24 protein-coding genes are annotated in these 24,002 nt (G+C 42.1%); 21 read left to right on the forward strand and 3 right to left on the reverse strand.

Translation table 11 applies throughout. The features are described from left to right. Window positions 1–41: 41 nt before the first annotated feature. Together BAE31_RS11035 and BAE31_RS11040 are read left to right on the forward strand one after the other, a co-directional pair. Window positions 42–611: a ComE operon protein 2 gene (locus BAE31_RS11035; RefSeq protein ID WP_024423045.1), complete on the forward strand. Its 570-nt coding sequence runs from the start codon at window positions 42–44 to the stop codon at window positions 609–611. Beyond that, complete coding sequence (locus BAE31_RS11040; RefSeq protein ID WP_076840446.1) at window positions 604–2,931, forward strand: DNA internalization-related competence protein ComEC/Rec2; 2,328 nt, start codon at window positions 604–606, stop codon at window positions 2,929–2,931. The genes BAE31_RS11035 and BAE31_RS11040 overlap by 8 nt, the downstream gene beginning before the upstream one ends. Window positions 2,932–2,970: 39 nt before the next feature. Here BAE31_RS11040 and BAE31_RS11045 read toward each other — a convergent pair whose 3' ends face one another. Next, on the reverse strand, window positions 2,971–3,105 hold the full coding sequence (locus BAE31_RS11045; protein WP_012010638.1) for a YqzM family protein: 135 nt from the start codon (window positions 3,103–3,105) through the stop codon (window positions 2,971–2,973). A gap of 236 nt (window positions 3,106–3,341) precedes the next feature. Between BAE31_RS11045 and holA the strand changes: the two genes are divergently transcribed. After that, on the forward strand, window positions 3,342–4,361 hold the full coding sequence (gene holA, locus BAE31_RS11050; protein WP_076840447.1) for a DNA polymerase III subunit delta: 1,020 nt from the start codon (window positions 3,342–3,344) through the stop codon (window positions 4,359–4,361). 134 nt (window positions 4,362–4,495) lie between these two features. Here the strand turns inward: holA and rpsT are convergent, their stop codons facing one another. Then, entirely contained in the window at window positions 4,496–4,762 is a 267-nt protein-coding gene (gene rpsT / locus BAE31_RS11055; RefSeq protein WP_024423042.1) for a 30S ribosomal protein S20, read from the reverse strand. 198 nt (window positions 4,763–4,960) lie between these two features. Here rpsT and gpr point away from each other — a divergent pair, with 198 nt between their 5' ends. From gpr to mtaB, 12 genes are all read left to right on the forward strand, one after another. After that, entirely contained in the window at window positions 4,961–6,076 is a 1,116-nt protein-coding gene (gpr, locus tag BAE31_RS11060) for a GPR endopeptidase (protein WP_024423041.1), read from the forward strand. 66 nt (window positions 6,077–6,142) lie between these two features. Then, a complete protein-coding gene (locus BAE31_RS11065; RefSeq protein ID WP_041106934.1) occupies window positions 6,143–7,351 on the forward strand; it encodes a stage II sporulation protein P in 1,209 nt (402 codons plus the stop codon). 13 nt (window positions 7,352–7,364) lie between these two features. Further along, entirely contained in the window at window positions 7,365–7,697 is a 333-nt protein-coding gene (locus tag BAE31_RS11070; protein ID WP_024423039.1) for a YqxA family protein, read from the forward strand. A gap of 141 nt (window positions 7,698–7,838) precedes the next feature. After that, entirely contained in the window at window positions 7,839–9,677 is a 1,839-nt protein-coding gene (gene lepA, locus BAE31_RS11075) for a translation elongation factor 4 (RefSeq protein WP_024423038.1), read from the forward strand. A 114-nt stretch (window positions 9,678–9,791) separates the two neighbouring features. Further along, window positions 9,792–10,931 carry a radical SAM family heme chaperone HemW gene (hemW, locus tag BAE31_RS11080; RefSeq protein WP_076840448.1) on the forward strand — a complete coding sequence of 380 codons (1,140 nt, stop codon included), beginning with the start codon at window positions 9,792–9,794 and terminating at the stop codon, window positions 10,929–10,931. Window positions 10,932–11,012: 81 nt separating this feature from the next. Beyond that, the gene (gene hrcA, locus BAE31_RS11085) at window positions 11,013–12,044 is read left to right on the forward strand and encodes a heat-inducible transcriptional repressor HrcA (RefSeq protein WP_003217350.1); all 1,032 of its coding nucleotides are present in this window, start codon (window positions 11,013–11,015) and stop codon (window positions 12,042–12,044) included. Window positions 12,045–12,107: 63 nt separating this feature from the next. Continuing rightward, window positions 12,108–12,665, forward strand: coding sequence for a nucleotide exchange factor GrpE (gene grpE, locus BAE31_RS11090; RefSeq protein WP_041086263.1), 558 nt, complete (start codon window positions 12,108–12,110; stop codon window positions 12,663–12,665). Between the two features lie 24 nt (window positions 12,666–12,689). Further along, complete coding sequence (dnaK, locus tag BAE31_RS11095; protein ID WP_024423034.1) at window positions 12,690–14,528, forward strand: molecular chaperone DnaK; 1,839 nt, start codon at window positions 12,690–12,692, stop codon at window positions 14,526–14,528. Between the two features lie 165 nt (window positions 14,529–14,693). Beyond that, window positions 14,694–15,827, forward strand: a complete 1,134-nt coding sequence (gene dnaJ / locus BAE31_RS11100; RefSeq protein WP_024427952.1) for a molecular chaperone DnaJ — start codon at window positions 14,694–14,696, stop codon at window positions 15,825–15,827. Between the two features lie 22 nt (window positions 15,828–15,849). Continuing rightward, the gene (gene prmA / locus BAE31_RS11105) at window positions 15,850–16,785 is read left to right on the forward strand and encodes a 50S ribosomal protein L11 methyltransferase (protein ID WP_024423032.1); all 936 of its coding nucleotides are present in this window, start codon (window positions 15,850–15,852) and stop codon (window positions 16,783–16,785) included. A gap of 23 nt (window positions 16,786–16,808) precedes the next feature. Next, the gene (locus tag BAE31_RS11110) at window positions 16,809–17,591 is read left to right on the forward strand and encodes a 16S rRNA (uracil(1498)-N(3))-methyltransferase (RefSeq protein WP_076840449.1); all 783 of its coding nucleotides are present in this window, start codon (window positions 16,809–16,811) and stop codon (window positions 17,589–17,591) included. Beyond that, window positions 17,579–18,937, forward strand: a complete 1,359-nt coding sequence (gene mtaB / locus BAE31_RS11115) for a tRNA (N(6)-L-threonylcarbamoyladenosine(37)-C(2))-methylthiotransferase MtaB (RefSeq protein WP_076840450.1) — start codon at window positions 17,579–17,581, stop codon at window positions 18,935–18,937. The genes BAE31_RS11110 and mtaB overlap by 13 nt, the downstream gene beginning before the upstream one ends. A gap of 42 nt (window positions 18,938–18,979) precedes the next feature. Here mtaB and BAE31_RS11120 read toward each other — a convergent pair whose 3' ends face one another. Then, on the reverse strand, window positions 18,980–19,909 hold the full coding sequence (locus tag BAE31_RS11120) for a Na/Pi symporter (RefSeq protein WP_076840451.1): 930 nt from the start codon (window positions 19,907–19,909) through the stop codon (window positions 18,980–18,982). A 182-nt stretch (window positions 19,910–20,091) separates the two neighbouring features. Between BAE31_RS11120 and rpsU the strand changes: the two genes are divergently transcribed. The 6 genes from rpsU to BAE31_RS19495 form a co-directional block, all read left to right on the forward strand. Beyond that, window positions 20,092–20,265: a 30S ribosomal protein S21 gene (gene rpsU / locus BAE31_RS11125; protein WP_003152957.1), complete on the forward strand. Its 174-nt coding sequence runs from the start codon at window positions 20,092–20,094 to the stop codon at window positions 20,263–20,265. Between the two features lie 14 nt (window positions 20,266–20,279). Beyond that, window positions 20,280–20,729, forward strand: a complete 450-nt coding sequence (locus tag BAE31_RS11130; protein WP_024423028.1) for a GatB/YqeY domain-containing protein — start codon at window positions 20,280–20,282, stop codon at window positions 20,727–20,729. 141 nt (window positions 20,730–20,870) lie between these two features. After that, window positions 20,871–22,184 (forward strand): NfeD family protein, encoded by a 1,314-nt coding sequence (locus BAE31_RS11135; protein WP_041106925.1) that lies wholly within the window; start codon window positions 20,871–20,873, stop codon window positions 22,182–22,184. Between the two features lie 27 nt (window positions 22,185–22,211). Beyond that, on the forward strand, window positions 22,212–23,204 hold the full coding sequence (floA, locus tag BAE31_RS11140; RefSeq protein WP_041106923.1) for a flotillin-like protein FloA: 993 nt from the start codon (window positions 22,212–22,214) through the stop codon (window positions 23,202–23,204). 31 nt (window positions 23,205–23,235) lie between these two features. Beyond that, window positions 23,236–23,733 carry a hypothetical protein gene (locus BAE31_RS11145; RefSeq protein ID WP_076840452.1) on the forward strand — a complete coding sequence of 166 codons (498 nt, stop codon included), beginning with the start codon at window positions 23,236–23,238 and terminating at the stop codon, window positions 23,731–23,733. A 103-nt stretch (window positions 23,734–23,836) separates the two neighbouring features. Continuing rightward, window positions 23,837–24,002 (forward strand): transposase (locus tag BAE31_RS19495; protein ID WP_481747477.1); only part of this gene is annotated, 166 nt, incomplete at its 3' end.

Here is a 24,002-nt window from a genome sequence, read left to right on the forward strand (position 1 = left end):
TGTACACTTAATATCAACCATCATTCTGGAGGGATCAGCTCGTGGAAAGAATTTCATGGAATCAATATTTTATGGCACAAAGCCATTTGCTTGCTTTACGAAGCACCTGTGAGCGGTTAGCTGTTGGGGCGACCATCGTAAGGGACAAGCGCATCATAGCAGGGGGGTACAATGGCTCCATTGCCGGTGATGTGCATTGTGCGGATGTAGGGTGCTATGTCATTGATCATCACTGTGTTCGCACCATCCATGCGGAAATGAATGCTATTTTACAATGTGCCAAATTTGGTGCACCTACAGCTGATGCTGAAATATATGTCACACATTTTCCTTGTTTACAGTGCTGTAAAGCCATCATTCAAGCGGGCATACGAACAGTGTACTATGCAAAGGATTATAAAAATCATCCATATGCCATTGATTTATTCGAGCAGGCGGGTGTTCAAACAGAGCAAGTTGAATTAGATGAAATGATCATCGACTTAAAAAATCAAGAAAAATTGGCCTTTGTTGCAGATTTAATTGGGAAGCTGAGTGAATCAGGACTTAGCGAAACAGAAATTCGCGATATGCATGAGAAGGCGAATCAATTATTTACTTCCTATGTTTAAATATTTGCCGTTTGGGGCAATTTCAGCAGCTGTTGGAATTGCTCTGGCTGCATATCATCTTCATATGTATTTCCTTCTCTTTCTTCTCATCATATTACTTCTCAGCCTACTGAAAAAAATGCCTCAGCTCTTTTTAATGGTCAGCCTATGCGGTGCTGTCTATATACTCATTTTTATGATTCATGAGTCTCTTGAAACAGATCAACCCGTACTAGAAAAATTCCTATCTGGTTCCGTTGTGATTGAAAGTATTCCGAAAACAGATGGCAATCGTTTTTCAGCGACTGTTTCAACAGACCATGAACAACTAGCCACTTTTTATACAATTCAAACAAAGCGTGAAAAAGAGGCATTAAAAGAGATAGAACCTGGTATGAGCTGTCACATGACAGGTGATGTTCGTCCAGCAAAGCACGCAACCATTCCTAACGGGTTTCAATACGATCAATTTTTAAAATCAAAAGGCATTGACGCCATTTTTCTGCCACAGTCGATCAAAAACTGTACAAAAAAAGACAGTTCTCCCTATTATCTTCAAGTGATAAGGCAAAAGGGTTTGAAATTTTTAGAAGATCATGTGCCTAAACACTCTGTTGGCATTGTACAGGCACTTATTTTTGGCGATCGTGAGTTGATAGACCCTGACACATTAAGAGATTATCAAATGCTTGGGATTATTCATTTACTAGCGATCTCAGGACTGCATGTGCAAACGCTTCTTGCGTGTTTATTTTGGTGCCTCCTTCGTGCGGGCGTGACAAGAGAGACAGCACGTATTCTTCTATTATGCTTTCTTCCTATTTATGCTTGTTTGACAGGTGCTGCACCATCTGTTTTAAGAGCTTGCCTCATGGCAGGAATCTATTTAGTGATGACTAGTCTGCCAAAAGAAATGAAACAGCCTTCTGCTGTGGTATTAAGTGCAACGTTTTTACTCTTACTAGCAATTCATCCTCTTTATTTATTTGATATCGGATTTCAGCTTTCATTCGTGGTCACGTTTTTTATTTTGTTATCGACTAGGATTTTATCAAAAGCAAAAAGTTCAGTCATGCAATTATTCCTGATTTCCTTTATTGCACAGCTTGCTTCACTTCCTGTTCTTTTATATCATTTTCATCAATTCTCTTTACTGAGCGTACCTTTGAACATGATATTTGTTCCTTTATATACGACGGTCGTTATGCCGCTATCCTTACTCTTTTTTATTCTCACTACCATTTATCTTCCGCTTGGACAAACATTGTTTCAGTTGCTTGATTCGGTGATTCAGCTTAGTCATCAATTGTCAGCCTATATGGCTGTTTTTGATGAATTTAACTTGATTTTTATGAAGTCTGCTTGGTGGCATATTCTTCTTGAGGTGAGCGCCTTAATTGTTCTGTTATTTGTGATGGAGTGCAAAACTTCTGTGAAATCCTATGCACTGCCGATCCTTTTTCTTATTGGTGTCTTGAGTACACACTATTTCACCCCGAATTTTTTTGAAAAAGGGGAAGTGACGATGCTGGATGTAGGACAGGGGGATAGTTTGTTTATTCAGCTGCCCTATCGAAAAGGGCACTTGCTTGTGGATACAGGAGGCAGACTTTCTTTTGAAGAAGAACCGTGGAAAAAAAGACGGAAAGTGTCTACGATCGGTGATCAAACGCTGATCCCGTTTCTGCACTCTAAAGGTATAGCGAAACTAGATGTCCTTATTCTTACACATGCGGATCAAGACCATATGGGAGAAGCAGCTCGTTTAATCAAACGAAATAAAGTAAAGCGGCTGGCTATTCCAAAAGGCTTTGCACGGAGTCCAGAGGATGCGGAGCTGTTAAAAGAAGCAGCTGATCAAGGGATCATGATTGATGAATTAGAGAGAGGAGATCAGCTTCAGATTGGAGAGCAAATATTTAAGGTCCTTCATCCATCGGGTGATCGGGTAACAACTAAGAATAATGATTCACTCGTTTTGACATTTACTCTAGGCGGGAAGCGGTTTATGCTCACTGGAGATCTTGAACAAGAAGGGGAGCGAGACATTATAGAAGCCTTTCCTCATCTTCGAGCAGATATCCTAAAGGTTGGACATCACGGGAGTAAAGGGTCAACAAGCGAAGAATGGCTTCAGCATCTCAAGCCCTCACATGCACTCATTTCAGCAGGTGAACGCAATCGTTATCAGCATCCACATCAGGAAGTTTTGAAAAAATTAAAGGACCAGCAAATGAAGGTGTATCGTACAGATACCGACGGGAGCGTGACGTATGAATTTCTCGATGAGCAAGGAACGTTTTACACTCATCCTCCATATGATATCTTACAAACTCAATAAAAAAACTGCCAAAACGGCAGTCATGTAACCTTCATGAAGTTAAGATCCAACGAGGTGTATAATGGTTGCCAAAATAAACATTGAGGCGAAAAATCCGAATGTGACGATAAAACCAACGGCTGAGTCGGTCACATCATTCCGCTTGCTTTGAACATTTTTTTCAAATTCATTCATTTTCATCCCTCCTGGCTAATTTTAGTATACTTGAACTCATTTGGAATTGCTAGAAGGTAAAGTAACCGTTTTCCATTTTATGATCATTTTATGAATATCGTCTGACAGCAGGCTGACCCGGGAGCTTGCGCCGGACGTTTACTATAAATGAGGAGGCGGCACTTTCAGCTTCCTCTTTACTAATGTCTTCACACACTTTAGGATAGAGGAGGAAGTGAAAGAGAGGGATTCAATTGATGGTCTTTGATGTATGGAACAATTTAAAACGAGGGGATATCCATCCCGTTTATTGCTTATATGGGAAAGAAACATATTTACTGCAAGAAACCGCTGCTAAATTGAGACAAGCTGTAGTAGACGAAGAAACGAAGGATTTTAATTACTCCGTCTTCGATATGGAAGAAGTACCGCTTGAACAGGCTGTAACGGATGCAGAAACATTTCCGTTTATGGGAGAAAGACGTCTCGTCGTGATCAAGAATCCTTATTTTCTTACAGCTGAAAAGAAAAAGGAAAAGATTGAGCATGAGCTTTCTGTATTAGAAGCTTATTTAGAAAAGCCAGCACCCTATACCATTCTCGTGTTATTGGCACCATATGAAAAGCTGGATGAGCGTAAAAAAATCACCAAATTGCTAAAAAAGAAAGCTGCTGTCGTTGAGGCGAAAGAGTTAAACCCAAAAGAAACAATTGATTTCACCATCACACTGGTGAAGACAGAAGGAAAGACGATTACATCTGAAGCGGCTGAGCAGCTTGTGATGCTATGCGGCGGAAGTCTCTCCTCTCTATTCCAAGAGGTTCGGAAGCTAAGTACATATATTGGAGAGCGGGAGGAAATTGAGTTAGCGGATGTCAATCAGCTCGTTGCAAGAAGCTTAGAGCAAAATATTTTCGAGCTGATTAATCAAATTGTAAACAGACGCCGCTCTGAGGCCATGCAGATGTTTTATGACCTCTTGAAGCAAAATGAGGAACCCATTAAAATATTAGCACTCATTTCAACTCAATTTCGATTGATTTTGCAGACGAAGTACTTCGCTCAGCAAGGCTATGGACAAAAACAAATTGCTTCAAATCTAAAAGTCCATCCATTTCGGGTCAAACTTGCGATGGATCAGGCAAGACTGTTTTCAGAAGATGAGCTCAAGCAGATCGTCAAAGAGCTTTCAACGATTGATTATGAAATGAAAACGGGTAAAAAGGACAAGCAGCTGTTGTTAGAATTGTTCCTGCTTCGTTTGTTAGGCGCTTGAACATAAAAAAACGACCTTCTAAAAAGAGGGTCGTTTTTGTTTAGATGTATAATTGCCAGTCTGTCCTTAAGGCTATGCCGGTCAGGACGGACGTACAGTTAAACAGGTGCCTCATCACTGAGGCGTTGCAAGCATTATGCAGAAAGTCCGTTTACTTGTTTAGCAAGTCTTGATTTGTAACGCGCAGCTGCGTTTTTGTGTACAAGACCAGTTTTAACGGCTTTGTCAATGCGTTTTGCAGCAGAAGCAAGAGCAGCTTTTGCTTGCTCAGCATCGTTGTTAGCTACAGAAACTTCAACTTGTTTAATCGCAGTACGCATCGCAGACTTGATTGTTACGTTATGTGCACGGCGTTCGTTATTCGTTTTTGTACGTTTGATCGCTGATTTAATATTTGGCATGTGTTTCACCTCCTAAGATACAACCTAAACACAATTGTCTTAAGGTTAAATCTTCACAATAGAACAAATTGTATTCTATCAAACACACCTTTAGAATGCAATATAAATGTAAAGTATTTTTCATTGATGACGTGCTCGAATGTTTCTTTCAAGAGATGGAAAGACTACTGTTAATTACTTGGTGGAAGGAGTCTTTTTATGGAGAAACAGAAACTCGATTTAAGCGTTTATCAAATACGGACAGACCTCGCTGTTGAAACAAAAGAGATACTAGAACAAGAGAACGATCCGAATGTCGTCAAAAAGGACGGGATCCAAGGGATTGTCGAAAAGGAAAAAGAAGAGCAGGGCATCCGCATACGTACTGTGGAAATCACGAAAGAAGGGGAGGAGCTGACCGGCAAAAAGGCAGGGACATACTTGACGTTTGAGGCACAAGGCATTCGGGAGAAAGACTCTGAGATGCAAGAAAAAGTCGTCGAAGTCTTTGCCCATCATTTTGCTCAGTTTTTAAAAGACAGAGGCATTCAGGCTGATGCGAGCTGCCTTGTAGTAGGGCTGGGAAACTGGAATGTCACGCCAGATGCATTAGGTCCTCTCACGGTTGAAAATCTGCTTGTAACCCGCCATCTCTTTGAATTGCAGCCGGAAAATGTTCAGGAAGGCTATCGCCCGGTTTCCTCTTTGTCTCCAGGGGTGATGGGACTGACCGGTATTGAAACAAGTGACATTATCCAAGGCGTGATTGAGCGATCTAAGCCTGATTTTGTCATTGCGGTCGATGCCCTTGCTGCTCGTGCGGTGGAACGAGTGAATACAACCATTCAAATTTCTGATACAGGCATCCATCCCGGTTCCGGTGTAGGGAATAAGCGAAAAGAATTAAGCAAAGAAACATTGGGAATTCCAGTGATTGCGATTGGCGTTCCGACAGTGGTGGATGCAGTAACCATTGCAAGTGACACAATTGATTATGTCTTAAAGCATTTTGGTAGAGAACTAAAAGATGATAGACCATCTCGCTCTCTTGTGCCGGCTGGTTTGACATTCGGGAAGAAAAAAGTACTTAACGAAGAAGACTTGCCAGATGAAGAAACGCGTCAATCATTCTTAGGCATCGTAGGAACCCTTCCTGAAGAAGAAAAAAGGCAGCTGATCCACGAAGTGCTTGCGCCCCTGGGGCAAAATTTAATGGTCACGCCTAAGGAAGTCGATACATTCATTGATGATATGGCAAACGTACTTGCCAACGGATTAAACACAGCACTTCATCAAAAAATCACTCAAGATAATATGGGTTCATATAATCATTAATCGGTTCTACTTTCTCTAGCTCGCTCATAGTGTAATTACTAGAAAGCGTGCTGGAGGGAGTAAATCATGAAAAAAAGACCCCGCCGTCCTCGACAGTTGGTCGTTGCGATTAATGGAACGAAAGTAGTAAAAAGCATCTTCTTATTTATTGCCTCTCTTGTTGTGGTGTTTGTGATGTCAGGGGCTTTGACCTCTTTAAAACCCGAGCTGAGGCCGCAAGCCTCGTTATATGGTGTAGCAGATGAGCTCTCTGGCGCATTTTTTGCCACATTAATGGGCCTGGAAAACCAATATTTCGCCTCAGCAGTTCCAGAAGATCAAAAAGGATTTCATTTCTCTGGGCTGTCACTGAAGCTTGCAACCAGTATTAATTTAGAAGACCCGCGCAGTTTCCTAGGAAGAGAGCTCCCAGGCTTTGAACATTTTGATACAAAAATCATCTTAGCGGGTGAAGGAACAGACTATACCAATATGCCAATGGAATCGCCGCCGCCTAGTGAAGTGATCCAAGATGAAAAAGAAGCAAATTTGGCTGAGCTGGACAAGCTCGATGATGATACGCCGAAAAAGCCTGCCAAAGAACCGGACCGGTCAACAGGAAAACGAAAAGCTGTGTACATTTATCACACACATAATACGGAATCATATTTACCATTTTTAAAAGGAGAAACGAATCCAAATAATGCACGGCACTCAAAAGTGAATGTCACCCTTGTCGGCGACATGTTTGGAAAGGCGCTTGATCAGCAAGGAATCGGCAATACAGTCGACAAAACGGAAATTGAAAAAAGACTGGTGAAAAAAGGATTAAAGTATCCGCAGTCTTATAATGAATCAAGATTGGTCGTGAAAGAAGCCTTAGCGAAAAATGATGACCTCGATTATTTAATTGATATTCATCGGGACTCAAGAAGAAAGAAAGATACGACTGTCGAAATCAAAGGGAAAAAATATGCGAGAATTGCGTTTGTTGTTGGGAAGAAGAATCAAAACTATGAGAAAAACTTAAAGCTTGCGACAGAGTTCCACCATTTGATGGAGAAAAAATATAAAGGTCTTAGTGTCGGTGTGTTTGCCAAAGGAGAAATTGGCGATAATGGAATCTATAATCAAGATTTATCCGACAAAGCCCTTCTTTTAGAATTTGGTGGAGTAGATAATAATATGGAAGAATTAAGAAATGCATCCAATGCGGCAGCTGATGTATTCAGCGACATTTTCTGGGACGCGGAAAAGGTGGACGGCAAAGCAAAGGATGAGAAAAAACGCTCTTAAGGTGGTGACGGGTATGGGCTCATTTATTGGAAAAACCATTATTTTAGGATTGGTCTTGCTGTTTGGTGTCTTTTTAGGAATGCAACAAGCGAATAATGGCATGCTGCAAATGAAGGGCTACCATGATCCGCAATTAAAAGGAGCTTTCTCCATTCAAATGAACGACAATGAAGAGAAGGAAGCTTCTATCTTAGGAACGGCTGTTACAGAAAAGGATCTTGCCGAAAAACAAAAACAGCTGGAGGAAATAGAGGGCTTTAATGCCTTTTCCAAGGCAGGAAAAGCCCTGTCTGATGGCATGACACATGCAGCCCGTTCTCTTTATGACTGGGTGAATGGGAAATAAACGAATTTCATGAGATCTCCCCCTTTTGATCAAAGCCGCTGACCGATAAGCGGCTTTTCTTGATTTCGATTGAATCTTTACAGCCCTATTGATATAATCTAACCTAGCGCAACCCGCGTTTTATAGTAGGAGTGATAGATTGTGACAGATAAAGAAAAACGATTAGAGCGGCAATCAAGAATTCGAAATTTCTCCATTATCGCCCATATTGACCATGGGAAATCCACATTGGCGGACCGTATTTTGGAAAAAACAGCGGCGATTACTCAACGGGAAATGAAAGAACAATTGCTTGATTCCATGGATTTAGAGCGTGAACGCGGCATAACGATTAAATTAAACTCTGTCCAGCTGAAATATAAGGCGAAGGATGGAGAAGAATATATCATGCACCTGATTGATACACCAGGGCATGTCGACTTCACCTATGAGGTATCTCGAAGCCTAGCTGCCTGTGAGGGTGCGATTCTTGTAGTAGATGCAGCACAAGGAATTGAAGCACAGACACTTGCGAACGTTTATTTAGCTCTTGATAACAACTTAGAAATTCTTCCGATTATCAACAAAATCGATCTGCCAAGTGCAGAGCCTGAGCGTGTAAGAGAAGAAATTGAAGATGTCATCGGGTTGGATGCGTCTGAAGCTGTTCTCACCTCTGCTAAGGCGGGTATTGGAATCGAGGATATTTTAGAACAAATCGTTGAAAAGGTGCCGGCTCCCGCTGGAGATCCAGAAGCACCACTTCAAGCCCTTATTTTTGATTCTCTTTACGATGCGTATCGCGGCGTTATTGCGTACATACGAATTGTCGAAGGAACCGTCAGACCTGGTCAGAAAATTAAAATGATGGCGACGGGGAAAGAATTTGAAGTACTTGAAGTTGGCGTTTTTACACCAAAAGCCATGCCAACAGACGAACTCACCGTTGGAGATGTTGGCTACTTAACCGCTGCGATTAAAAATGTCGGTGATACACGTGTAGGGGATACGATCACAAGCGCGGAAAACCCTGCGAAAGAAGCACTTCCAGGATACAGAAAGCTAAATCCAATGGTATACTGCGGACTTTATCCGATTGATACAGCGAAATACAATGACTTACGTGAAGCGTTAGAAAAGCTTGAATTAAATGATTCTTCACTTCAATATGAGGCAGAGACATCCCAAGCACTTGGCTTCGGTTTCCGCTGCGGCTTCCTTGGAATGCTTCATATGGAAATCATCCAAGAACGGATTGAACGTGAATTTAAAATTGATCTGATTACGACAGCGCCAAGTGTTATTTATGATGTATATATGACAGATGGAGAAAAAATCGTCGTAGATAACCCGTCCAATCTGCCTGATCCACAAAAGATTGAGCGAATTGAAGAACCATATGTAAAAGCAACAATGATGGTGCCGAATGATTATGTAGGCTCTGTGATGGAGCTTTGCCAAGGAAAGCGCGGGAATTTCATTGATATGCAGTATCTTGATGCGAACCGCGTGAGCATTGTGTACGAAATTCCTTTGGCAGAGATCGTATACGAATTCTTTGATCAACTAAAGTCCAACACAAAAGGCTATGCGTCCTTTGATTATGAGTTGATTGGCTATCGTCCTTCGACGCTGGTGAAGATGGATATCATGCTGAATGGCGAAAAAATCGATGCCCTTTCCTTTATTGTTCACCGCGATTATGCATATGAACGAGGCAAGATCATCGTAGAAAAGCTAAAAGAACTGATTCCACGCCAGCACTTTGAAGTGCCAGTTCAAGCAGCAATCGGTCAAAAAATCGTTGCTCGTTCCACCATTAAAGCGATGCGTAAAAACGTACTTGCTAAATGTTATGGTGGAGACATTTCCCGGAAAAGAAAGCTTCTTGAGAAGCAAAAAGAAGGGAAAAAGCGCATGAAGCAAGTGGGCTCTGTTGAAGTCCCGCAAGAAGCATTTATGGCCGTGCTGAAGATGGACGACAGCACACCGAAAAAATAACATCCTCAAGGCTACCTGCTTTACAATGTCTGCCTTGACGTTTATAGTCGATAACAAACAAAGGCGCCGCAGCGATAAACTGCGGCTCTTTACCTGTAAAGAAGGTGTCATCAAATGAAAGCAGCATACATTCACATTCCATTTTGTGAGCATATTTGCCACTATTGCGATTTCAATAAATTTTTCATTAAAACGCAGCCAGTCGACGAATACTTAGCGGCTCTAGAGACAGAGATGCAGTACACGATTGAGCAAAAAGGCGAGCAGGAACTAAAGACGATTTTTATTGGCGGGGGAACCCCGACATCACTGACTGTCAGCCAGCTAAACCAGCTCATGAACAGCATTCACCGCGTACTAAAGCCGACAAAAAACCTGATTGAATTTGCAGTAGAAGCAAACCCAGATGAATTATCGCTTGAGAAACTGCATGTGCTTAAAGCAGCCGGCGTGAATCGGCTGAGCTTTGGCGTTCAAACCTTTGAAGACGATTTGCTCAAGAAAATCGGACGAGTTCATCAAAAGAAGGATGTCCTTACATCCTTTGAGCGAGCTAGAGCGGTTGGATTTGACAATATTAGCCTGGATCTCATGTTTGGCTTGCCGCATCAAGAAAAGCATCATGTGATGAATTCACTTGAGACGGCTTTCTCGCTGGGGGCAGAGCATTATTCGGTTTACTCACTCATCGTCGAGCCGAAAACCGTTTTTTACAACTTAATGCAAAAAGGAAAACTTCATTTACCGCCGCAAGAACGTGAGGCTGAAATGTATGAGCTTGTGATGGATGAAATGGAGCGCCATGGATTAAAGCAGTACGAGATTAGCAATTACGCCAAACCTGGCTTTGAAAGCCAGCATAACCTGACCTATTGGAGCAATGAAGATTACTTCGGTTTTGGTGCAGGCGCACACGGGTATGTAGATGGCATCCGAAATGTGAACGCAGGGCCGGTGAAACATTATTTGGAGCTGATTGACCAAACAGGGTTCCCGTATAAGGAAACACACCATGTCACAAAAGCAGAGCAAATAGAAGAAGAAATGTTTTTAGGTCTTCGAAAAATCGAAGGGGTAAAAAGCGCTGATTTCCAAGCCAAATATGGTGCTGCACCAGAAGCACTTTTTTCCACTGTTCTTGAAGATTTAGAAGAAAAAGGCCTCATTGTAAATGATGACAAGGGGATACGTTTAACAAGAAAAGGAAAATTGTTAGGCAATGAAGTATTTCAAGCGTTTCTCGGTGAGTTATAATTGACATTTTAATTTGAGTTTGGTAATTTTGTTTATACAATTAGCACTCGTTGAAAGAGAGTGCTAACAGGGGTGATGATGATGTTAACAAATCGTCAGCTTTTGATTCTGCAAGTCATCATTAATGACTTTATTCGTTCGGCGCAGCCAGTTGGATCAAGGACTCTTTCTAAAAAAGAAGACATTACATTCAGCTCTGCGACGATTAGAAACGAAATGGCTGATTTGGAGGAACTTGGTTTTATTGAAAAGACCCATTCTTCATCAGGAAGAATTCCTTCCGAAAAAGGATATCGTTATTATGTAGATCATTTGCTCTCTCCGCGAAAACTGTCGTCTAAAGAGCTTGTGCTCATCCAGTCGGCCTTTCAGGAGAAAATTTTTGAGCTGGAAAAGACAGTTCAAAAATCGGCGGAAATTTTATCAGATCTCACAAACTATACATCGATTGTGCTTGGTCCGAAGCTAAGTGAAAATCGATTAAAGCAAATTCAGCTTGTCCCTGTTCAGCCAAACAAAGCAGTGGCGATCATGATTACAGACAGCGGACATGTTGAAAACAAAACCATTACCTTCTCTGAGCATCTCGATGTCTCCGATATTGAGAAGCTGATGAATATTTTAAACAGCCGCCTAGCCGGAGTCCCGATGGATCAGCTGAAGGACAGAATGTATAAAGAAGTTGTGATGCTTCTTCGCACGCATTTAAAAGATTATGATCATATTTTAGATGCGCTCGGCAATACATTTACATCGACTCAAAATGAATCAAAACTTTTCTTTGGCGGGAAGATTAATATGTTGAATCAGCCGGAGTTTCATGACATTGACCGCATCCGTTCACTCATGATGCTGATTGAGCAAAAGAATGATGTCATGCAGCTGTTTCATCCAAATCAGCAAGGAATCACCATTAAAATCGGTTCAGAAAACAATTTGGAAGCGATGGAGAACTGCAGCCTAATCACAGCTACTTATTCGATTGATCAAAAATCACTCGGCTCCATTGCCGTCATTGGTCCAACCCGTATGGATTACGGGCGGGTTGTCAGTCTCTTGCATCATGTATCAAAAGACTTGTCAAACGCACTTTCCAATTTGTATGATGAGTAGGGTGATAAAAGATAGGGGCACAGCCCCTTCGTATTTTTGAATCTTTTGAGGGAGGTGAACACAATGTCAGAAGAAAAACAGACACCTGAGCAAGAAGCAGAGGTTGAAGCACAAGAAGAAGCAGTTCAAGCAGATACTGAGGAAGTAACACATGATGAACAGTCTGCCTTCCAAGAAAAAATCGATGAATTGCAGCAGCTTCTAGATGAAAAAGAAAACAAAATTCTGCGTGTTCAAGCAGATTTTGAAAACTATAAACGCCGTGCTCGAACTGAAGTGGAGACCGTGCAAAAATATCGTTCTCAACATGTTGTCAGTGATCTTCTCCCAGCTCTTGATAACTTTGAAAGAGCGCTTGGAATTGATCCAGACAATGAGCAGACGAAAAGTTTGTTAGAAGGAATGCAAATGGTTTACCGCCAGCTGGTAGAAGCGTTGAAAAATGAAGGCGTAGAACCAATTGAAGCTGTCGGCAAAGAGTTCGATCCAAACCTTCATCAAGCCGTCATGCAAGTTGAAGATGAAAACTACGATTCAAATATCGTTGTAGAAGAATTGCAAAAGGGCTATAAACTCAAAGACCGAGTTATTCGTCCATCAATGGTAAAAGTAAATCAATAACTACATAATGGGAGGTCATCGAATATGAGTAAAATCATTGGGATTGACTTAGGAACAACAAACTCATGTGTTGCAGTACTTGAAGGCGGCGAGCCAAAAGTCATTGCTAACGCTGAAGGAGCACGTACAACACCATCTGTTGTCGCTTTTAAAAACGGAGAGCGCCAAGTGGGTGAAGTAGCAAAACGTCAATCAATTACAAACCCGAACACGATCATGTCTGTTAAAAGACATATGGGTACTGATTATAAAGTAGAAGTTGAAGGCAAGAACTATACACCGCAGGAAATCTCTGCGATTATTCTTCAGCACCTTAAATCTTACGCTGAAGGCTATCTTGGCGAAGAAGTAACAAAAGCTGTTATCACAGTTCCTGCTTACTTCAACGATGCAGAACGTCAAGCAACGAAAGATGCTGGTAAAATTGCTGGTCTTGAAGTAGAACGTATCATCAACGAACCAACAGCAGCTGCGCTTGCATATGGTTTAGATAAAACAGAAGAAGATCAAACGATTCTTGTATACGACCTTGGCGGCGGTACATTTGACGTATCGATCCTTGAGCTTGGAGACGGCGTCTTTGAAGTGCGCTCAACTGCTGGGGACAACCGTCTAGGTGGAGACGATTTTGACCAAGTCATCATTGATCACCTAGTGGCTGAATTCAAAAAAGAAAATGGCATTGATCTTTCTAAAGATAAAATGGCGCTTCAGCGTTTAAAAGATGCTGCTGAAAAAGCGAAAAAAGATCTTTCTGGTGTATCATCTACACAAATCTCACTGCCATTTATCACAGCTGGAGAAGCAGGTCCTCTTCATCTTGAATTAACGTTAACGCGTGCTAAATTCGAAGAGCTTTCTGCAGATCTTGTAGAGCGTACAATGACACCTGTACGTCAAGCACTGAAAGATGCTGGTTTATCTGCTAGCGAGATTGATAAAGTCATCCTTGTAGGTGGATCAACTCGTATTCCTGCAGTACAAGAAGCAATCAAAAAAGAAACAGGCAAAGAGCCTCATAAAGGTGTAAACCCTGATGAAGTAGTTGCACTTGGTGCAGCGATCCAAGGTGGAGTGATCACAGGGGATGTCAAAGACGTTGTTCTTCTTGACGTAACACCACTTTCTTTAGGAATTGAAACAATGGGCGGCGTATTCACGAAGCTGATTGAACGCAATACAACAATTCCAACAAGTAAATCTCAAGTATTCTCAACGGCTGCTGACAACCAAACAGCTGTAGATATCCATGTCCTGCAAGGTGAGCGCCCAATGGCTGCAGATAACAAAACATTAGGCCGCTTCCAATTGACTGATATCCCGCCAGCACCACGCGGCGTACCGCAAATCGAAGTATCTTTTGATATCGATAAAAACGGTATTGTCAACGTACGTGCGAAAGATATGGGTACAGGCAAAGAACAAAACATCACAATCAAATCTTCTTCAGGTCTTTCTGATGATGAGATCGAAAAAATGGTCAAAGAAGCAGAAGAAAATGCTGAAGCAGATGCGAAGAAAAAAGAAGAAATCGAAGTGCGCAACGAAGCAGATCAATTAGTGTTTACAACTGAAAAAACATTAAAAGATCTAGAAGGCAAAATCGATGAAGAGCAAGTGAAAAAAGCAAATGACGCGAAAGATGCGCTAAAAGCTGCGATCGAAAAAGGCGAGTTTGAAGACATCAAAGCGAAAAAAGATGAGCTGCAAACAATCGTTCAAGAATTAACGACAAAGCTCTATGAAGAAGCTGCAAAACAAGCACAAGCTCAGCAAGAAGGCGCTGAAGGTGCTCAAAAAGCAGATGACAATGTAGTGGATGCAGAATACGAAGAAGTAAACGACGATCAAGAGAAAAAATAATCACCTTTACTTTTGAAAAAGACTGCTGAAACGTACTCGTCAGAAAGTCAAAGTCAGGATCTCTTGGCTTTGACTTTTTTTCTTTTCAACGATGAAAGGAATTGAAAAAGGTTAAATCAAAATGATACAATCGTATTTATGTGAGAAAATCGGGAGTGTGAAGAGATGAGTAAGCGTGATTACTATGAAGTGCTTGGCGTAAGTAAGAGCGCCTCAAAGGACGAAATCAAAAAGGCATACCGCAAGCTTTCAAAAAAGTATCACCCTGATATTAATAAAGAAGCTGGCTCAGATGAGAAATTCAAAGAAGTAAAAGAAGCCTATGAAACCCTTTCTGATGATCAAAAACGTTCGCATTATGACCAGTTCGGGCATACCGATCCAAACCAAGGCTTTGGCGGCGGCGGTTTTGGCGGAGGAGGAGACTTTGGCGGCTTCGGCGGCTTTGATGACATCTTCTCTAGTATTTTTGGCGGCGGAGCCAGAAGAAGAGATCCAAATGCACCGCGCCAAGGAGCGGACCTGCAATATACAATGACGCTTTCGTTTGAAGAAGCGGCATTTGGAAAAGAAGCAACCATTGAAATCCCTCGTGAAGAATCTTGCGAGACATGTCATGGGTCAGGTGCAAAGCCTGGGACGCAGGCGAAAACCTGTTCACATTGCGGCGGCTCTGGTCAATTAAATGTTGAGCAATCCACTCCGTTTGGTAAAGTGGTCAACCGCAGAGTATGTAACTACTGCAGCGGAACAGGGAAACAAATTGACCATAAATGTTCAACATGCGGCGGCTCTGGCAAAGTGCGTAAGCGTAAGAAAATTAACGTGACGATTCCTGCAGGTGTTGATGATGGCCAGCAGCTCAGAGTGTCTGGTCAAGGTGAACCAGGTGTAAATGGCGGACCTCCAGGCGATCTATTTGTTGTGTTCCATGTGCGTGCGCATGAATTCTTCGAACGTGATGGAGATGACATTTACTGCGAGATGCCGCTCACCTTTGCCCAAGCTGCATTAGGTGACGAAATTGAAGTGCCGACATTACACGGAAAAGTAAAATTAAAAGTTCCTGCTGGCACTCAAACTGGCACGAAGTTTAGACTCAAAGGAAAAGGTGTGAAAAATGTACGCGGCTACGGCCAAGGCGATCAGCATATCGTTGTACGTGTTGTCACACCGACAAATTTAACAGACAATCAAAAAGATATCATTAGAAAATTTGCTGAAGTGAGCGGAAATAAACCAGACGAACAAGAAATGAGCTTTTTCGATAAGGTAAAACGCGCATTTAAAGGCGAGTAAGACGGATAAGGAGTTGGTAGTATTGAAGTGGTCAGAAATTAGCGTCCATACAACAAATGAAGCGGTGGAACCGATCACCAATATTTTGCATGAAGCAGGTGCAAGTGGTGTCGTGATTGAGGACCCGCTTGATTTAGTCAAGGAACGTGAAAATGTATACGGTGAGATCTACCAGCTCGATCCGAATGACTATCCGGATGAAGGTGTCATTGTGAAAGCCTATCTTCCAATGAACAGCTTTTTGATGGAAACGGTAGATGAGATCAAAGAAGCCATCAACAACCTTCTTCTATACGATATTGACCTTGGACGCAATACACTGTCAATTTGTGAAGTAAATGAAGAAGAATGGGCCACCGCATGGAAGAAATACTATCATCCTGTGAAAATCTCTGAAAAATTCACCATCGTTCCAACGTGGGAAGAATATACACCGGTTCATTCTGATGAACTGATTATTGAAATGGACCCTGGAATGGCATTTGGAACAGGTACGCATCCAACAACCGTCCTTTGCATTCAGGCGCTTGAGCGCTACGTGAAGGAAAACGATACGGTGATTGATGTTGGAACAGGCTCTGGAATTCTAAGTGTGGCAGCAGCGATGCTTGGTGCAAAGGACATTCAAGCCTTTGATCTCGACACCGTTGCGGTAGAAAGTGCGAAGCAAAACATCGAATTAAATGGTGTAAGTGACCAAGTGACGGTCAAACAAAACAATTTGCTTGATGGAATTTCAGGTGAGCGTGATGTGATTGTCGCCAACATTCTGGCAGAAGTGATTTTGCGCTTTACAGATCAAGCCTATGACCTATTGAAGAAAGATGGCTATTTCATTACATCAGGCATCATTGGACAAAAGAAATTACAGGTCAAAACAGCATTAGAAGAAGCGGGTTTTGACATTGTTGAAGTGCTGTCAATGGAAGATTGGGTCAGCATTATAGCGAAAAAATAAAGCGAGTAGGTGTCAGGACACGTATGCAACGATATTTTATCGACCTCACGAAAGAAGAAGTGACGTTAAAGGGAGCCATCGTTATAAAAGGTGAAGATGTACATCATCTTTCCAATGTCATGCGGATGAAAGCAGGGCAGGAAATCCTTTGTTTAACGACAGACGGCTTTGAAGCGCTCAGTAAAATTGATACAATAACAAAGGAAGAAGTGATTTGTCACCTTGAAAGCTGGACAAATCAGAACAGAGAACTTCCGATTAGGGTGACGATTGCAAGCGGTCTTCCAAAAGGAGATAAGCTTGAGCTCATTATCCAAAAAGGCACAGAGCTTGGCGCAAGTGCTTTTATCCCGTTTCAAGCGGCTCGTTCTATTACAAAGCTAGACCAAAAAAAGTCACATAAAAAACGAGAGCGCTGGGAGAAAATCGCGAAAGAAGCAGCCGAGCAGTCCTACCGGAATATCATTCCCCGTGTTTATTCAGTATCAACGTTTAAAGAGCTGACGCAATTAGCTGGTGAATTCGATAAATGTGTCGTTGCATACGAAGAATCATCGAAAGAAGGAGAGCAAAGCCGCTTTCAAACTGTGCTTCAACAGATGAAAGGCGGACAAACCTTGCTAGTGGTTTTTGGCCCTGAAGGCGGTTTGGCAGAAAAGGAGATTGAAGAGCTTGAAACGCTTGGTGCAGTCATTTGCGGGCTTGGACCGCGCATTTTAAGAACAGAAACTGCTCCTTTATATGCGCTTTCCGCTATATCTTATCAAACAGAGTTATTAAGAGGTGAATCATCATGGGAACAGTAGCGTTCCATACACTTGGCTGTAAGGTCAACCACTATGAAACAGAGGCGATCTGGCAGCTGTTTAAAGAAGCTGGCTATGAAAGAAAAGAGTATGAATCAAAAGCAGATGTATATGTCATTAATACATGTACGGTCACGAATACAGGCGATAAGAAAAGCCGCCAAGTCATTAGAAGAGCCATTCGCCATAACCCGGATGGTGTCATTTGTGTAACAGGCTGCTATGCGCAAACATCACCAGCAGAAATCATGGCGATTCCTGGTGTTGATATTGTGGTTGGGACACAGGACCGACATAAATTACTAGGCTATATTGAAGAATACCGCAGAGAAAGACAGCCGATCAACGGGGTTGGCAATATCATGAAAGCACGTGTGTTTGAAGAACTTGATGTTCCTGCCTTCACAGACAGAACGCGCGCTTCATTAAAAATCCAAGAAGGCTGTAACAATTTCTGTACATTCTGCATTATTCCTTGGGCGCGCGGCCTTCTTCGTTCTCGTGATCCAGAAGAGGTCATCAATCAAGCGCAGCAGCTTGTTGATGCGGGCTATAAAGAAATTGTGCTGACAGGTATTCACACAGGCGGATACGGAGAAGACTTAAAGGATTATAACTTTGCAAAGCTTTTGAGAGAATTAGATGAACGTGTTATTGGCTTAAAACGAATCCGTATTTCATCTATTGAAGCAAGTCAAATTACAGATGAAGTGATTGAAGTGCTTGATCAGTCAGATAAAATTGTCAGACACTTACACATCCCGCTTCAATCTGGCTCAAATACTGTGCTAAAAAGAATGCGCCGTAAATATACGATGGAATTCTTTGCAGAGCGTTTAACAAAGCTGAAAAAAGCATTGCCAGGACTTGCTGTCACCTCTGATGTGATCGTTGGATTCCCTGGGGAAACAGAAGAAGAGTTCTTGGAAACGTACAATTTTGTCAAAGATCATCAATTCTCTGAGCTGCACGTATTCCCTTACAGCAAACGTACAGGTACCCCGGCTGCAAGAATGGAAGATCAAGTGGATGAACATGTGAAAAACGAACGTGTCCACCGTTTGATCGCTCTTTCTGACCAGCTTGCGAAAGAGTATGCATCAGCATACGAAGGTGATGTGCTAGAGATTATTCCGGAAGAATCCTTCAAAGAACAAGAAGGAAACCACAATCTTTATGTAGGATATACCGATAACTACATGAAAGTTGTTTTTGAAGGGACAGAGGACATGATCGGCCGTCTGGTCAAAGTGAAAATTACGAAAGCGGGCTATCCTTATAACGAAGGACAATTCGTTCGCATCAGCGATGATGTGCAGCCTGACAAAGTGAGAATGACCTCATAATAGATAAAAAAACCGGCAGCCAAAAGGGCAAGCCGGTTTCTTTTATTTTGACTGATTCGGCATGAGACACAAGATCAATGCGTGAAAAGGGCGTATGAACGGGAAGAAGAGGAGAGAGCTTGCCACATTAAACAGCAGACTGAAATGCGCAATCTGCTGGGCGGGTGAGCTTGCGAGAAGGGCGACAACCTCTGTAATCAGGGCGAGAAACGGCAGGCATAAAAGAACCCCAAGCACATTAAACACGACGTGTGCATAAGCCGTTTGACGTGCTGCGTAGCCGCCAGATATCGCAGCCATCACAGCCGTAATACATGTCCCAATATTGGACCCCAACACAAAGCTGATGCCTTCCTGAAGTGCCACAGTTCCTTCATTCATAAATCCCATTAAAATACCGATACAGACTGAGCTCGAATGAACAATTGCTGTGAAAATGGTACCCGAAAGCAGCGCTGTCCAGTCTGAATGCTGCATCATTTCAAGAAAACGCAATGTCTCAGGCTGGCTTGTCATCATCCCTGCAATTTTTGAAAAGCCTTGTATGCAAAAAAAGATCATCCCGAGCCCAAATAAACTTTTTCCTGCATGTCTAAAAGATGTCCTGCCAAAAAGGATAAATACAAGACCGGCTATGATCAAAACCCACATGAACACGTCCATTTTAATGGCGATAAATTCTGTCGTAAACGTGGAGCCGATATTGGTTCCAAGAATCATTGGGATCGATTTTTTAAAAGAGAGAATGCCAGTACTGACAAAGCCAATGACGATGACCATAAAAGCAGAACTGCTTTGTAGAACCCCTGTAAACACAATGCTGACCAAGAATGCTTTTACCGGGTGATCTGTAAAGAGAAGAAGTGATTTCTCAATACGAGACGACGCAAGCGCCATTAATCCTTTTCTCAGCAAACCCATTGACCATAAAAAAATGAAAATAAGTGCACAAAAATAAATGATCGCCATCATAGAAAAGTCCTCCTCTTACCAATGAATATATGGACTTGTCTACCTGCTCATGACGAAAATATATTTCCAAATCACTTAGTTGACCTCACACTAGGCTTATATTATAATGTCTAGGTACATGTTTTGCATGTATATCTTTTTTTAATGCAGTCGATTGGTGTATTCGGAGGGAGGGAAAGAGAATGTCAAAAACGGTCGTTAGAAAAAACGAATCGCTTGAAGATGCTCTTCGTCGCTTTAAACGCAGTGTATCCAAAACTGGAACATTGCAAGAAGCAAGAAAGCGTGAATTTTATGAAAAGCCTAGCGTAAAGCGTAAGAAAAAGTCTGAAGCTGCTAGAAAACGTAAATTCTAAAGAGGGTGGATTTTATGAGTCTTCTTGAGCAATTAAATTCTGATATGAAGCTTATGATGAAAAACCGTGAGAAAGACAAGCTTGTTGTCATTCGTATGGTAAAGGCTTCGCTGCAAAATGAAGCAATTAAGCTTAAGAAAGACAGTTTGACCGGCGATGAGGAACTAACCGTCCTTTCCCGCGAGATTAAGCAACGTAAAGACTCCCTCCATGAATTTTCGAAAGCTAATCGCTTAGATTTAGTAGATAAAGTTCAAAAAGAGATTGACATATTAGACGTTTATTTACCTGAACAGCTTTCTGAAGAAGAACTGCAAACGATCGTGAAAGAAACGATCACTGAAACAGGTGCTTCCTCGAAGGCTGATATGGGTAAAGTCATGAGCGCTATTATGCCAAAAGTAAAAGGTAAAGCTGATGGAGCTGTCATTAACAGACTTGTCAGCGAGCAGCTGTCTCAATAAAAAAGTATCCTTCTATTGTTAGAAGGGTACTTTTTTTATGCCCTCGTGATTCTGTCATATAAAAATGAAACCTATGATACATTTGTAACGTATGTAAAGGAACAGTAAAATGGAAGAAAGAGAGGAGGGATCACCAAATAGATGAAAAAAATAAAAATTTCTATTGCTCTCTTCAGTTGTTTTATAATATGCTTGTTATTAGGGGTTCAATTGACCGCGAAATCAGCAGATCAGAAAGTTCATGTTATCCCAATTGAAGATACAGTAGAAAAAGGACTTTCTAAATTCATTGAACGATCGTTTGAGCAGGCAAAGTCCGAACGGGCGAAGCATATTATTCTCGACATCAATACACCGGGTGGTGCAGTCGATGCAGCGCTTGAGATCGCAGATACTATACGTGCTTCCGATATCCCAGTAACAGCGTTTGTCAATCATAGAGCGCTTTCAGCCGGGGCCTTCATCGCGTTAAATGCCGATCAAATCTATATGACCCCGAATGGAAAGATGGGGGCTGCTGCGATCATTGATGGAGAAGGCAATGCTGCCGATCAAAAATCTGAATCTTTATGGCTTGCTGAAATGAGTGATGCTGCCGAAAAGCAGGGGCGTGATCCAAAGTATGCTCTTGCCATGGCGGATATAGATATAGACGCAAAAGAAGCCGGTGCACCAAAAGGAGAATTGCTCACCTTCAACACAGACCGGGCGCTGCAATTCGGTTATGCAGAAGGGGAAGCAAAAAATATGGATGACTTGCTTCAGAAGCTGAAATTAAAAGATGCTTCTGTTCAATACGATGAAGTGAGCTTTGCTGAAAAGGTTGCGCGTTTTCTTACGCACCCAATTGTCATTCCAATCCTTTTATCCATTGCAAGTTTAGGGTTAGTTGTTGAGCTCTATTCTCCTGGCTTTGGGGTCCCGGGCACCATGGGAGTGACAGCGCTTCTTCTATTCTTTTATGGTCATCTCGTGGCAGGTTTTGCAGGATATGAGACGTTGTTCCTGTTTTTAGCAGGGATTGCACTCATCATTCTGGAATTGTTTTTGCCAGGGGGAATCGTAGGTGTCATTGGACTGATCTGTGTCGTTGTCAGCTTATTTTTAGCAGCTGGAAGCTTTACAGAAATGGCGATTTCCATCTTGATTGCCACTGCTGTTTCAATCATAGCAGTTATTTTATTGACAAAGGTGTTGGGGAAACGTATGAAATTCTTTAAAAAGTTCATTTTAACCGATTCAACCAATAAGGAAAGCGGTTATGTCTCAAATGAAACAAGAGAGGATCTGGTTGGACAAATCGCAGTGACAGCTACCGCACTTCGTCCATCTGGTACGATCGTACTCGGAGATGAGCGCATTGATGTTGTGTCAGAAGGTGCCTTTATCGATAAAGATGAACAAGTAAAAATTGTGAAAGCGGAAGGCTCACGCATTGTCGTGAGGAAAGTATAGATATACTGATTTTAGAGGAGGAATAAAATGGATCCATCTACTTTACTATTATTTGTGATTATCGCAGCAGGTTTGATTGTTCTATCGATCTTTTTCACCTTTGTACCGGTGATGCTGTGGATTTCTGCCCTAGCGGCTGGCGTAAAAGTGAGCATTTTTACACTTGTAGGAATGAGACTGCGCCGAGTGATACCAAACCGAGTGGTCAACCCGCTCATCAAAGCACATAAAGCAGGTCTTGATGTGTCGATTAACCAGCTGGAGAGCCACTATCTTGCAGGTGGTAACGTGGACCGAGTGGTGAACGCATTAATTGCAGCTCAACGCGCGAATATCGAATTGAACTTTGCCCGCTGTGCAGCCATCGACCTAGCAGGCCGTGACGTACTAGAAGCAGTTCAAATGAGTGTAAATCCTAAAGTCATTGAAACACCATTTATCTCTGGTGTTGCGATGGACGGGATTGAAGTCAAAGCAAAAGCACGTATTACAGTTCGTGCAAACATCGACCGACTTGTCGGTGGTGCAGGAGAAGAAACAATTATTGCCCGTGTAGGTGAAGGGATTGTCTCTACAATCGGTTCATCAGATAATCATAAAAAGGTTCTTGAGAATCCTGATATGATTTCTCAAACGGTTCTTGGTAAGGGATTAGATTCAGGTACTGCATTTGAAATTCTCTCGATTGATATCGCAGATGTTGATATCGGTAAGAACATCGGGGCAATTCTACAAACAGACCAAGCAGAAGCAGACAAAAATATTGCACAGGCGAAAGCAGAAGAACGCCGCGCAATGGCTGTTGCACAAGAACAAGAGATGCGTGCGAAAGTTGAAGAAATGCGCGCGAAAGTCGTAGAAGCAGAGGCTGAAGTACCACTTGCAATGGCTGAAGCATTACGTGAAGGCAATATTGGTGTCATGGACTACATGAATATTAAGAATATCGATGCTGATACGGATATGAGAGATTCATTTGGCAAAATGACAAAAGGTCCATCTGATAATGAAAACAAATAAGCATCCTCTCACGCTTTAAGGAGGGAGCCCATTGGACATTCTATTTGAAAATCCGCTACTAATTGCGATTATCATCGGTATCATCTCTGCCGTCTTTGGGAAGATCGGCAAACAAGAGGAGAACGAAGAGCAGAATCAGCAAAAGAAGCCCGCTCCTCAGCGTAAGCAGGTGCCCCAAAAGCAAACAAAGCAAACAAGTCCAGATCCAGTCGTGACGGATCAGCTGGACGATTTCGGTGATGTGCATGATCATGGCGGGATGAAGAAAAAAACTTCTCAGTCCTTACAAGATCGCTATACGGCTACACTTGCCGAAATGGAAGAAAGAAAAAACGAGCTGAACAAAGAGTTCCAATCGCTTGAAAGAGAGCTGACAAGGCCAAAGGCTGCATCTGCTGAAGAGAAGCCAAAAATCATTGAGAAGCTGAACCAAGATACAATTGTTCAAGGAATGCTCCTTGGAGAAGTATTTGGAGAGCCGCGCGCGAAAAAGCCGCACAGAACGATGAAACGGCCATATAAAAGATAAAGAAGAAAGCCCCCTTTTTCATAAAGGGGGCTCAGCTTGTAGACAAAGTCTACAAGCTTTTTTGTATAATAAGGGTAATAACACATTTCTGTGGGGGATAAATATGTTATCGAAACGTGAAGAAGAAAGAAGAAATCAATTAGAAGTCGTGGCCTTAGATGAATTAGTGCCTGAAGATCATCTTGTACGAAAAATTGATCAAGCGATCGATTTTGATTTCGTTTATGATCTTGTCAAAGATCATTATAGTTCTGATAACGGCAGACCAA

The organism is Bacillus sp. I-2, from assembly GCF_001974945.1.
GTDB lineage: Bacteria > Bacillota > Bacilli > Bacillales > Bacillaceae > Bacillus > Bacillus safensis.